This is a genomic window from Bacillus sp. Marseille-Q1617, from assembly GCF_903645295.1.
In the GTDB taxonomy this organism is placed as follows: Bacteria; Bacillota; Bacilli; order Bacillales; family Bacillaceae_B; genus Rossellomorea.
The window spans coordinates 2,137,940-2,150,313 of record NZ_CAHJXM010000001.1 but is presented as its reverse complement, the minus strand read 5'-3'; the positions used below and the strand labels follow the sequence as shown (position 1 = coordinate 2,150,313).

Sequence of the window (12,374 nt, the reverse complement as noted above, 5' to 3'; positions counted from 1 at the left end):
GGTGTCCCTCATTTTATTAATGTATACTATTGGCTAAAAATGTCCGGATCCGCCGATAGGCTTCCATTTCATTCTTCTTTTTTGAAAAACCATGCCCCTCATCATCAAAGAGGAGGTACTCAACATCAATACCCTTCTCTTTCAAGCTATCCACTATTCTCTCAGACTCTTCCTTTTTCACCCGTGGATCGTTTTCCCCATGGATGATGAACATGGGCTTATTCATATGATCGATATAGGTAATCGGTGAGTCCTTTACTAATTTTTCATCATCTTTTTCGGGATCTCCGACCAGCTGATGAATGAGCGGTCTCCATGTTGGAGGAATATTAGCTATAAAGGTGTGCAGATTGGAAATACCGAATATATCAATGATTCCACATAAATAGTCAGAATGCCTTCCTGCGAGAAGCAGGCTCATATATCCGCCATAGCTTCCTCCCATCGCAGCGATTTTTCCTTTCTCAGCATAGCCTTTTTCGATCAGCCAATCCATGCCTTTCACGCAATCAAGCCGTGGACCGCCGCCCCAATCCTGTTCCACCATCTTCTGGAAGGGTGCACCGTATCCAGTGCTGCCTCTGAAATTCGGAGCGAATATGGTATAGCCGCTCTGAACCAGGTATTGAAATAAAGGCCTGTACGTGAGGCGCTCAGCATTCTGGGGACCGCCGTGCGGCCAGAAGATTGTGATGTCCTGCTTATTTTCTTTTGCAGGCATGAATAGCAAAGCTTCAATCTCCAAGCCGTCAACAGATGGGTAGTGGATGACTTCAGGTGCTATCATGCTGTCATCGCTTATGCCGAGCACCTTATTATTAGTCAGCTGAGACCAGCCGCCTTTTCTTTCCTTTTTGAAAAGATTATCGATGCGGCCGGCAGACATCCCTAATAGGAAAAGCGTTCCATCTTTGGTCACTTCCAATTTTTTAATGATGTCACAGGGTGGAGCCAGCGATTCATGCATATATGAAACCGTCCCCGGCAAACAAGATATCTCTGATAATGTGGGGAATAGACGGATCAGGCACAAGAGAAACTTTATTCCCTCCACATTGATAAAAGCCTGATGCGTGGGTATTGGAATAGGTTTCGGTGAATATGTAGCCTGCTCCATCGGGTGACACGGAAGCCACGACGGTTGGGGCTTTTTCGCCCTTTTGAATAAGGGTCGTTTCATTTGATTTTAAATCGATTTTATAAATATTCAATAAGGCATTTTCGTGATTCGAAGAGTAGTACATCTCGTGATTCTGTGAAAAACATGCTTGATAACATCTTGACTTTGATTCTGCTTTATTAAAAGGGACCGGTGTGCCGCCTGATAGGGGCAGGTAGTGCAGTTGGAAGTTCTCATCCCCGTCATGTTCAAAAGTTGCGGCAATAAATTGGTTTTCGCTGTCGACATGGATCTGGTTGGAGATCTGGTTGATCGCAGTCAGCTGGTAAGGGTACAAATGAGGAAGATCCATCGCCCATAAATTGTATTGTCCGTCTAAATTTGTGCTGAATACTACTTTTTCTCCCTCTTCATCCACACTGAATGTACTGATTTCCACACTGTGGAAATATTGTTCTACTTCAGGTAATGGCATTTTAATAGGACATTCCCCCTTTAAATACTTCGTCTAACCATATTATTCCATTATCTTCATCACTATTCAATATATACTATCCGAGATGGATATCCCTGCTATTCGCTGACGCGTTACCATAGTCTGGGACGGGCCTTGGAATTAAACATCCACTGTTATAAAAAAGGTTGCATTCACCTGCCGATTTTAATAAAGTATTAAGTTAGACAGTAAGTATCAAGGAGGACCAGGAATTGCCTACTACCAATGAAGAAATGGTTGTTACTATACATGGATTGGATAAGAAGGGTTCAGGACAAGCCGAAGTTTGGCGTAAGAATGAACTCGGTAATCCGAAGAAATTAAAACTTATGATCCCGCAGACGCTGCCGGGAGAGAAGGTGCGCGTGACGGTCGATCATCCCGAAAAGAAAAGACGGAAAGCGATGCCTGATGAAATCGTGGAGGCTCATCCTGAACGTACGGATGCGCCGTGCCCGCACTTTGAACGCTGCGGCGGCTGTGTGTGGCAGCATTGGACGTACGAAGGCCAGCTGGAGGAAAAGACGAAACATGTGAGAAAATCCATCGAAGCCGAGGGCTTTGACCCGGCGCTTGTCCGCGACACGATTGGAATGGACGAGCCTTGGCAGTACCGTAATAAGATGGAATTCACGTTTGCTCCTGACGGCTCCATGGGTCTTCATGAGCAGGGGAATTTCCGCAAAGTCATTTCACTCGAAACCTGCCTGATCGCCAGCGAACAAATGGTGGAAGCCGCAATGGAAGTGGCAGACTGGGTGAAGGATCATGAGTTGGAAGGGTACAACAAAGATACCCACGAAGGACTGCTTCGCCATTTGATGGTGCGCCAGTCGTTTGCAACAGGTGAGTTGATGCTTGCCGTATTTTCTACGAAAGGTCCTGAAGGTGAACTTCAATCTGCGGTGGACGACCTGAAAGCCCGTGTGGAGAAGAAGCTCCCGCATGTGAAAAGTCTGCTGTGGATGGAAAACACGGACTGGGCGGACCGCACACAGGCTGAGAAGATTCATCTGCTTGCCGGCCGCGATTACATCAATGACGAAATGGATGGATACCGTTTCCGCCTGTGGTTCGATACGTTCTTCCAGACAAACCCGGAACAGGCCCAGAAACTCGTTGACTTGGCGGTAGAAATGAGCAAGCCGAAGAAAACGGAAAAAATGATCGACCTCTTCTGCGGAGTCGGTACATTCTCCCTTCCGTTCGCCAGCAGAGTAGGGAAGCTTGCCGGCATTGAGATCGTCGAAAGCTCGATCGAGTCCGCAAAGCGGAACGCCGAGGATAATGGGATCACAAACACGTACTTCCTGGCAAAGGATGCACGTAAAGGGATCGATCAGGTGCTCGAAAGCTTCGGACATCCGGAATTATTGATGCTCGATCCGCCGCGTTCAGGCGCAGGCGGGAAAGTCATGAGAAGAATTGGACGCTCCCAGCCGGAACGAATCGTTTATGTATCATGCAACCCCGATACATTCGCAACGGATATCAAGGAACTGGAGCCATTCGGTTACACACTCGATGCTGTTCAGCCAGTGGATCTTTTCCCGCATACCGTTCATGTGGAATGTGTCGCTACATTGACATTGAATAAATAATCATAAGGCCCGTCCCAGACTGCGCTAACGCTTTAAAGCAGTCTGGGACGGGCCTTTTTTTAATGTGACTCAATAAGATCTTGAAAAGTTTTGGAAAAATATTCTTGACTAAAGAGTTGTCAAAGGAATATAGTTTAATTAAACACTGGTCAATAAAAAGGAAGAGGTAGAAAATGGCACCCAGAAAAGCAGTAAAACAAGAACTCACAAAAGAAATGGTCATGACAGCGGCGAGAGAGCTTTTCCGGACAAAAGGATATCAGCAGGTATCGATGAGGCAGATTGCAGCGGTCCTGGGATACAGCCACGGCTCGATTTATTACCATTTTAAAAATAAAGCAGAACTATTTTATGCCATGATCGAAACGGATTTTAAACTTCTCAATCAGTGGCTGGATGACGTGATGAAGCAGGAATTGGAAGCAGAAAGTAAATTGAGGGAGGTCCTGCTGGCATTCATCCGCTTCGGTTTGAGCCACAAAAGCCAGTATGAAATGATGTTCCTGCTTGCTGATGAAGAAGTCAAAAGCTATGTGAATAAAGGACCGAATGAATCCTATGAAAAATTCGCACGGTCGCTTATCGAGCTAAGCGGAAGAAAGATCACCATCCAGCAGACATGGTCGGTTTTCCTGTCGCTGCACGGGTTTGTCAGTCATTACTGCCGTTGTGAGGAAACATATGAAGAAGTGGAGAATCTGGCACATTTCCATGTGAATTTCATCCTGAAATCCATAGGATGAAATTTTTTGAGATTATTTGACCAGCGGTTAATTAAAGGGGGATATAAGATGAAAAAGGCAATGGTAGTCGGTGCATCTGGAGGAATGGGGTATGCGCTCGTCAATGAGTTGGTCGACCGGGGAATCCAAGTGGTTGCATTTGCACGGGGGAAAGAAAAGTTACACAGATTGTTCGGCGCAATAGACCTCATTGAAATCCACACTGGGGATGCGGAAGTGAAAGAGCAGATTATCGAGGCAGGGAAGGACTGTGATGTCATTTTCCATGCAATGAACATTCCATATCAGGATTGGAAAGATAAGTTGGCGGTCATCACGGAAAACGTGATCATGGCAGCTGAAAAAAATTACGCCAAACTTGCAGTGGTGGACAATATATATGGTTATGGAAAAAGTGGAGGCCATAAACTGACGGAGAATACAGTGAAGATTCCTCATACGCGAAAAGGGAAGCTGCGATTGGAAATGGAAAATATGATCAAGACCTCATCTGTTCCGGCGTTCATTTGTCATTTTCCGGACTTCTATGGCCCTAACGCCGCCAACACATATATTCACTATACATTGGAGCAAATCATAAAAAAGAAGAAGGCAGGATTCGTAGGCCCGCGGAATGTATCACGAGAATTCATTTATACAAAGGACGGGGCAAAGGTGATGGTGGAACTGGCATGCAGCCCGGAAGCATATGGACATAGCTGGAATGTTCCAGCCGTTGCACCCATAACCGGACAGGATCTGGAGAAGCTTCTGAAACAACAACTCGGCGAAGAGAAGCAGCTCTATTTCATCACAAAACCGATGTTCGCGATATTCGCTCTCTTCGCTGGAAAAGGGATGCGCGAAGCCATTGAGATGCAATATATAAACTCTGAACCTACCATTCTTTCAGGAGAAAAAATAGAAATGTTCATGGGGCAACTGAAGGGGACTCCTTATGAAAAGGGAATTGAGGAAACGATTTCGTTCATGAAAGCCTAGAAAACAGAGGCGGACAGTTTGGCGGGTCTTGGGAGTGCCCAGGGTATTTGTCTGTTGAATCATTCCGAAAGGATTCTTCTTCTCTCATGTCGAACAATAATATAAGGCTCATAGGGGTATCGTCAGGAAAATGCGGATTTACAACGTTAAGCAAATTACAACATAGAAAAAAAGAGAGGTGCTTTTGAGTTCGGTCTCTTCTGAAAAATACTCAGATTCACTTGGTATAAAAACCAATTTTATTTGCCAAATACTTATGACAAGTATTGATGGAGAGGCCGCAATAATACTGTACCTAACTGGAATAATATCACCTGTAAAACCAATCAATAATATGAAGATCACCTGGAGAAAACTCTGAAAAATACCATATATACTCGAAATCCTACCCATCATCTTAATTGGGACTTTACTCTGGTAAAAAGTCATAAACCCAGTACTAGAAAATGAATTAAAAAACCTAAAACCATAAATCCAATAGCTACTGACGAAAATGAAAAAGTATAGACCAGATAGCCAACTGAAACCATAAAATAACCAACGGATATTAGGACTCTTACTGAGAACCTTTTTGCCACCATCGAAACAATGGTTGCCCCTAAAATAGAACCCACTCCTGTTAAACTTATGAGTAACCCATATTCTGTCTCAGATAAATTTTATTGTAATTTGTGTAGTATAGTTTTAAGATTAGAATAATATGTAATATTAAATATGAAGGGGAAAAATGCATGAAAAAAATCATGGGGTTAGCTTTGGTTTTGCTAATAATTTTGATTGGGTGTTCAAGTAAAACAGATAATCAAAAGAATCAACAAAGTTCTGTTGAGTGGGTTGATGTTGTAAAATGGCAAGACAAAAAATACTATTATAATGAAAAACAAACTAATACTATTACAAAAGATGACATTGGGAAGGAAATTGGAGAAATCACTTTCACAGTGGTGGGAAGTGAAGAAGAAAAAAACCCAAATTATGAATTAAAAAATACTGAAGCTACTTTTATTGGGAAGGGAACAAAAATCTATAAAATAAATAATGACGAAAATGTAGACATGATTTATATACAAAACAAGGTATATACTATAAAATAAGCCTTTCTCCACTCTATTAAAGAGTGGTTTTTTTGTAAGAAATTGAAAAATGTTAGTATACAAAAATTTCAGAATATTGTATAATTTCATATAATATAGGAGGAGATGGTAAATGTTGAAAAAAATTCCATTGTTGTTCGTTTTATTATTAGGATTAATTTCTTCTTTGTCTTTCGGTACCCCAGCTAGTGCAGATATTGGGGTTGAGTTGCGTAACGCCGATGCATTCTCAGGTAAGAATTATTACTACAGTAGCACTGGATATTATAATAACGCTTCGTATTCCTCACATCGTTCAGCTTTCTCAAATGCAGCTAGCAAAATGAACGCAGTTGCCAACACGAGTATTAGCTTACACACTACATCCGGTTCAAAAAGTGATCCAATTGAAATAAACATGTATTCCGTTAATTCGTCTTCATATGATTGGTATGGTTATGCGAACTACGATACAGGATATGCAACTCTAAGAATTAATGAGTATGTATGTAAGAATGATGGTTTTTCACAATCAAACTATAATAAAGTCGCACTTCATGAATTAGGTCATGCATATTATGCAGTCCATCAACATTCCAGTGTATCCAGTGTAATGAAGCAAGGTAAATACTCTTATACTGATTACACTACTTTAGATAAATCAAATTTCGCATATAAATATTAATTATCGGGGGCTTAAAATGAAAAAAATACTCACTGTACCTATAGCATTTTCTATTATACTGGCCGGTTGTAACAATGTGGCCAGTGATAAGTTTGCAGTTAAAAAGCAAGGTGAAAATGAGGGGGAAATGGTTAATTATATCAATGAAGAGACTAAAATAAGTAATACTGTAAGTATTGCAGACTACCATGTACCAACTGATCTTACTAATCTCGAAGAAAGAGCAGAATTTATTGTAAATGTAAGAGCCATTCAGGATTTAGGCGATGATGTTGTCAATGGAGAATCGTTAGGATCGAGGAAAGAAGTAGAGGTTCTAAAGGGCTACAAAAATTCTTTAAAGAAAGGAGATAAAATAGTTATCGTTGAGCCGGCATTCGTTAAAGATAACGAATACTACTCGGTTGAATCATATTTGAAAATGGACGATGGAAAAGACTATACCCTCTTCTTACAAAAAGGAGATGATGAAAACGAATATGGTGTTGTGTCTTTAGCATACGGTAAGTATTCAAAAAATGAGAAAAAGTTTAATGGTAAGTTGAGTAGTTTCAGTCTATTAAAAGAAGCTGAACCTTATAATTTCATTTCTGATCATACAGATGAAATCGAATTATATGAACATATAGAAGATGAAGTGAATAATAAATATAATTAACTTTATTTTTGTAATTGTTTTTGTTTTAGAGGAAAGGTAACAAATTGTTACCTTTCCTCTAATTTATTATGCAAACAAATACTCATACCAATTGTTTTAAATTAAATTACTTAAACAATCTTAATTCCGTTAAATGGCCCTTTAACGGAATAAACGTCTCTATCAATTCGTTAAAATCACCTTGCCTTGATTTCCTTCCGAAGTTTCAACAATCCGAACGGCTTCGCGTATTTCTGTTAATCTATAAAATGATTCAGGTCTCATAATCCCTAACTTTTTATCTTTGACCAATGTTATTATGTGGTTAAATGTCTTCTGCCAAGCATCTATTGAAACTCTTTTATTCCAATGCCGCAGATGAAATAATTTTATGGTTACTTTTGCTTTATTTATAATTCTCGCCCAGTCTACTTGGATTCCCGATAAAAGACCTAATGTCAATAAAGTACCTTCGGGACGAACACAAAAAGCTAGGTCATTACCAGACGAGCCTCCAATTGAATCAATAGCTGCATTGGCTCCAAACCCTCCAGTCAACTCCATAACTGTTTCACGTAATGGATCTTTAGAGGTGTTAATCACGCAAGAAGCACCAAGCCTTAGTAACTCCTTTGAATATTTATCATTCCGGGTTATCGCAATTAGTCGGAAGCCTAGAATTTTAGATAATTGGGCAAAAATATGCCCGATAGCTGAGCCACAGGCATTGACTAAGAGTACGTCACCTGGGCTTAATCCTAACTCTTCCGTACAGATGACCCATGCTGTAATCGGATTTATGTACATTTGCGCAGCTGTAAAATCATCAATTGAATCTGGAATTACTACTGCCAATTCTGCAGATGTTTTAACAAAATCTTGCCAAGTACCTTCTCCCCTCAAAGGCAAAACACGCTTACCGATAAGACTTTGAGACGCTAAGCAACCTACATCTTCAACAATTCCAACTCCCTCATAACCCGGAATATTTGGTAAAGAAATTCTGTGAGAGTAAGCACCTCTTATCGGTATTAAATCAGATGGGTTAATTGGTCTGGCTACCATCCGTACAAGTACCTCATTTTCTTTTGGGGGTTGAATGTCTTTATATTCAACTTTAAGTACTTCTTGGGGGTTACCAAATTCAGTGAATTTAAGACATTTAGCTTTCAAGAAACCCTCTCCTTCTTCAATCGTAAAAACAACTCTATGTTCTTAAACAATCTATTTAATGGAATAAGGAACGATTATTGTTTCCCTTCCGACAGCTTTCTATATAATGAAGCCCTAGACACATTTGTAATTTCACAAATTTGATTTACAGTCAAACCACCTTCTTTATATAGCTTTACTGCATAATTCATTCCTGCGTGATTATTATGATATTTCTTTAACCGACCTTTAAACTTCCCTTCTTTCTTAGCCAGTTCAATTCCTTCACGTTGACGCATACGGATAAGATCTCGCTCTAATTGATTAACACCAGCCATTACCGTAATTAAGAATTGGCTGTATGGATTATCTTCTGATATATCTAACCATGAATCCTTGAGTGATTTTAAGCTTGCTTTTTTAAATCGTATTAAATCAATCAATTCAAATAAATCCTGTGTACTTCGAGTGATACGAGTTAAGTCTGTAACATAAACAATGTCGCCTGCTCGTAAATCCTCTAACATTTGTTGAAGTTGCTTCCGATCTTTTGTTGCTCCAGAAATTTTTTCTTCAAAAATAATATCCATTCCAATTTCGTTCAATTGCTGAAATTGCCTTGAAGGATTTTGGCTAGTCGAACTAACACGTATATAACCGATTTTTCGCAAAATGTCACCTCATTTTTGAGACAAGTCTTATGAGACGCTCTTAACTATGATTTGATCAGTCTACAACACTTGTATCAATAGTGTACACTCTATTGATATATAATAATACTAATAAACTGAATAGTTAAAGAAATGAGATGATACAATTTGAAAATTGCAAGAGGAAGAGAATTACTTACAACGGATCAAAGGAATCTTCTTATGGAGATTCCGGAAGATGACTTAATTGAAGGAACCTACTATACATTTTCTAATCAAGACTTGGCAGTTATTAATAAGAGACGCAGGGAAGAAAATAGATTAGGGTTCGCAGTGCAATTGGCTGTTCTTCGATATCCAGGCTGGTCATATACACATATTAAAAACCTGCCTGATTCGGTTATGCGATACATAGCAAATCAAATCAATGTGGATCCTTCTTCACTTAGTCTTTATCCTCAAAGAGAAAATACGCTGTGGGATCACTTGAAAGAGATTCGGAACGAATATGGTTTTATAACATTCACTCTAAAAGAATATCGAATGACATTTAAACACCTTTATCAATTAGCATTGGAAAATGGAGATGCTATTCATTTACTACACGAGAGCATAGATTTTTTGAGAAAGAATAGAGTTATACTGCCTGCTATTACAACACTTGAAAGGATGGTATGGGAAGCTAGGGCAATGGCAGAAAAGAAGATATTTAATACCGTCAGTCAATCTTTAACTAATGACCAAAAGGAAAAGCTTGAAGAAATCATTACCTCTCAGCATAGATCTGAAACTAATAAGACAATATTGGGTTGGTTAAAGGAGTCACCAGGTCATCCTTCTCCTGAGACATTTTTAAAAGTAATAGAAAGACTTGAATATATTCGGGGAATGGAACTAGGAAGCGTTAAAGTTAATCATTTACACCGGAATCGCTTTTTACAATTTTCTCGACTAGGTTCAAGATATGAACCTTATGCTTTTCGTGACTTCCAAGAAAACAAACGTTATACAATTCTAACCGTATATTTATTGCAACTTACTGAGGAGTTAACAGATAAGGCGTTTGAAATTCATGATAGACAAATACTTAGCCTGCTGTCAAAAGGACGAAAAGCACAAGAAGAAATTCAGAAAAGAAATGGTAAGAAAGTCAATGAAAAAGTAATTCACTTTTCTAACATAGGACAAGCATTAATAAAAGCGAAAACGGAAGGGTTAGATGTCTTTGAGGTTTTAGAGTCCATTATTGAATGGAATTCCTTTGTCACATCAGTAGAAGAAGCCCAAGAACTAGCCAGACCTGTTGATTATGATTACCTGGATTTACTCCAGAAGCGTTTTTATTCCCTTAGAAAGTATACACCGACCCTATTGAGAGTTCTCGATTTTCATTCGACAAAGTCAAACGAACCACTTTTGCAGGCGGTTGATATTATACGTGGAATGAACGATTCCGGAAAGCGAAAAGTCCCTATAGAAGCTCCTGTAGATTTTGTTTCAAATCGTTGGAAAAAGCATTTATATGAAGAAGACGGTACAATCAATCGTCACTATTATGAAATGGCTGTATTAACGGAATTAAGAGAGCATGTTCGAGCCGGTGATGTGTCTATCTCAGGCAGTAGGCAATATAGAGATTTTGAGGAATATTTGTTTTCACAAGATACGTGGAACCAAGACAAAGATCATACACGATTATCAGTTAGCTTGTCGTTCGAAGACTACATTCAAGAAAGGACCAATGGTCTTAATAAGAGATTAAAATGGTTATCTAACAATTGGAATAAACTAGAGGGAGTTTCGCTCGAGAAAGGAAAGCTTTCAATTGCACGGTTGGAGAAGGAGATTCCAGAGGAAGCCAAAAAATTTAGTGCTAGCCTTTATCAAATGCTTCCTAGGATAAAATTAACCGATTTACTAATGGATGTTGCTCATATAACTGGATTTCATGAACAATTTACTCACGCATCAAATAACCGTAAACCAGATAAAGAAGAAACGGTAATCATCATGGCAGCCCTATTAGGAATGGGATTGAATATTGGGCTAAGTAAGATGGCTGAAGCAACGCCTGATCTTACATATAAACAACTTGCCAATGTATCTCAATGGAGAATGCATGAAGATGCCATGAACAAAGCGCAAGCTGTATTAGTAAATTTTCACCACAAGTTAGACTTATCTTCCTATTGGGGTGACGGTACAACTTCTTCGTCAGATGGAATGAGAATGCAGGTAGGCGTTTCATCTTTACACTCAGACGCAAATCCGCATTACGGAACCGGAAAAGGTACAACAATCTACCGATTTACCAGCGACCAGTTCTCATCGTATTATACAAAAATTATTCATACTAATTCAAGAGATGCTATTCATGTTCTAGATGGATTATTGCATCACGAGACCGACTTAAATATAGAAGAGCATTTCACAGACACGGCTGGCTATACAGATCAAATTTTTGGATTAACTCACCTTTTAGGCTTTAAGTTTGCGCCAAGAATAAGAGATTTGTCAGATTCAAAGCTGTTTACATTAGAAAAGGCAAGCGAGTATCCAAAATTAGAGTCTATTTTACGTGGTCAAATAAATACAAAAATTATTAAAGATAATTATGATGATGTCTTACGATTAGCTCATTCAATAAGAGAAGGAACTGTCTCGGCATCACTTCTTATGGGGAAGCTTGGCTCCTACTCTAGACAAAACAGTTTAGCTACAGCATTGCGTGAAATGGGAAGAATTGAAAAAACTATATTTATTCTTAATTACCTTACTAGTGAATCTTTAAGAAGAAAAATTCAAAAAGGCTTAAACAAAGGAGAGGCGATGAATGGTCTCGCAAGAGCTATTTTCTTTGGGAAACAAGGGGAACTTCGGGAACGAACGATACAGCATCAACTACAAAGGGCCAGTGCTTTAAACATAATTATCAATGCCATTAGTGTTTGGAATACGCTACATCTGACAAAAGCAGTGGAATACCAAAAGGGTGTAGGGGATTTTAAAGAGGACTTATTGCATCATATGTCTCCTTTAGGCTGGGAGCATATTAATTTACTAGGGGAATACCATTTCAGTCCGGAGAAAATGGTTTCATTAGATTCTTTAAGACCATTAAAACTTTCTTAACGTTGTTAAAAACGGGGTAATCGTCAGGAAAATTTGCTTAACGTTGTAAATCCGCATTTTCCTGACGCTACCCCTCATAGCGAAAATTTTTAGAAAAATCATTG

Annotated in this window: 11 protein-coding genes; 7 read left to right on the top strand and 4 right to left on the bottom strand. The window is 39.3% G+C overall.

What is annotated here, in order from left to right:
- Window positions 1-16: 16 nt before the first annotated feature.
- On the bottom strand, window positions 17-967 hold the full coding sequence (locus HWX64_RS10765; RefSeq protein WP_175989436.1) for a S9 family peptidase: 951 nt from the start codon (window positions 965-967) through the stop codon (window positions 17-19).
- Window positions 960-1,595 (bottom strand): hypothetical protein, encoded by a 636-nt coding sequence (locus HWX64_RS10760; RefSeq protein WP_175989435.1) that lies wholly within the window; start codon window positions 1,593-1,595, stop codon window positions 960-962. Before HWX64_RS10760 ends, HWX64_RS10765 begins: the two co-directional genes overlap by 8 nt.
- A 254-nt stretch (window positions 1,596-1,849) precedes the next feature.
- Between HWX64_RS10760 and rlmD the strand changes: the two genes are divergently transcribed.
- The 6 genes from rlmD (at window position 1,850) to HWX64_RS10730 (ending at window position 7,357) form a co-directional block, all read left to right on the top strand.
- A complete protein-coding gene (gene rlmD / locus HWX64_RS10755) occupies window positions 1,850-3,217 on the top strand; it encodes a 23S rRNA (uracil(1939)-C(5))-methyltransferase RlmD (RefSeq protein ID WP_175989730.1) in 1,368 nt (455 codons plus the stop codon).
- Between the two features lie 173 nt (window positions 3,218-3,390).
- Window positions 3,391-3,960: a TetR/AcrR family transcriptional regulator gene (locus HWX64_RS10750; RefSeq protein ID WP_175989434.1), complete on the top strand. Its 570-nt coding sequence runs from the start codon at window positions 3,391-3,393 to the stop codon at window positions 3,958-3,960.
- A gap of 48 nt (window positions 3,961-4,008) precedes the next feature.
- Window positions 4,009-4,941 (top strand): NAD-dependent epimerase/dehydratase family protein, encoded by a 933-nt coding sequence (locus tag HWX64_RS10745; protein ID WP_175989433.1) that lies wholly within the window; start codon window positions 4,009-4,011, stop codon window positions 4,939-4,941.
- 731 nt (window positions 4,942-5,672) lie between these two features.
- A complete protein-coding gene (locus HWX64_RS10740) occupies window positions 5,673-6,035 on the top strand; it encodes a hypothetical protein (RefSeq protein ID WP_032086608.1) in 363 nt (120 codons plus the stop codon).
- A 112-nt stretch (window positions 6,036-6,147) separates the two neighbouring features.
- Window positions 6,148-6,699, top strand: coding sequence for a hypothetical protein (locus tag HWX64_RS10735; protein WP_032086607.1), 552 nt, complete (start codon window positions 6,148-6,150; stop codon window positions 6,697-6,699).
- A gap of 16 nt (window positions 6,700-6,715) precedes the next feature.
- Window positions 6,716-7,357 (top strand): hypothetical protein, encoded by a 642-nt coding sequence (locus tag HWX64_RS10730; RefSeq protein WP_175989432.1) that lies wholly within the window; start codon window positions 6,716-6,718, stop codon window positions 7,355-7,357.
- Window positions 7,358-7,519: 162 nt separating this feature from the next.
- Here the strand turns inward: HWX64_RS10730 and HWX64_RS10725 are convergent, their stop codons facing one another.
- On the bottom strand, window positions 7,520-8,509 hold the full coding sequence (locus HWX64_RS10725; protein WP_175989431.1) for a zinc-dependent alcohol dehydrogenase family protein: 990 nt from the start codon (window positions 8,507-8,509) through the stop codon (window positions 7,520-7,522).
- A 74-nt stretch (window positions 8,510-8,583) separates the two neighbouring features.
- Window positions 8,584-9,159, bottom strand: coding sequence for a recombinase family protein (locus tag HWX64_RS10720; RefSeq protein WP_175989430.1), 576 nt, complete (start codon window positions 9,157-9,159; stop codon window positions 8,584-8,586).
- A gap of 147 nt (window positions 9,160-9,306) precedes the next feature.
- Between HWX64_RS10720 and HWX64_RS10715 the strand changes: the two genes are divergently transcribed.
- Window positions 9,307-12,270 (top strand): Tn3 family transposase, encoded by a 2,964-nt coding sequence (locus HWX64_RS10715; protein ID WP_175989429.1) that lies wholly within the window; start codon window positions 9,307-9,309, stop codon window positions 12,268-12,270.
- The last annotated feature ends 104 nt before the right edge of the window (window positions 12,271-12,374 follow it).

Excerpts from the sequence above, each read along its gene's own strand:
- HWX64_RS10765 (WP_175989436.1), bottom strand. The coding sequence starts at position 967 with ATGCATGAATCGCTGGCTCCACCCTGTGACATCATTAAAAAATTGGAA.
- HWX64_RS10760 (WP_175989435.1), bottom strand. The coding sequence starts at position 1,595 with ATGCCATTACCTGAAGTAGAACAATATTTCCACAGTGTGGAAATCAGT.
- rlmD (WP_175989730.1), top strand. The coding sequence starts at position 1,850 with ATGGTTGTTACTATACATGGATTGGATAAGAAGGGTTCAGGACAAGCC.
- HWX64_RS10750 (WP_175989434.1), top strand. The coding sequence starts at position 3,391 with ATGGCACCCAGAAAAGCAGTAAAACAAGAACTCACAAAAGAAATGGTC.
- HWX64_RS10745 (WP_175989433.1), top strand. The coding sequence starts at position 4,009 with ATGAAAAAGGCAATGGTAGTCGGTGCATCTGGAGGAATGGGGTATGCG.
- HWX64_RS10740 (WP_032086608.1), top strand. The coding sequence starts at position 5,673 with ATGAAAAAAATCATGGGGTTAGCTTTGGTTTTGCTAATAATTTTGATT.
- HWX64_RS10735 (WP_032086607.1), top strand. The coding sequence starts at position 6,148 with ATGTTGAAAAAAATTCCATTGTTGTTCGTTTTATTATTAGGATTAATT.
- HWX64_RS10730 (WP_175989432.1), top strand. The coding sequence starts at position 6,716 with ATGAAAAAAATACTCACTGTACCTATAGCATTTTCTATTATACTGGCC.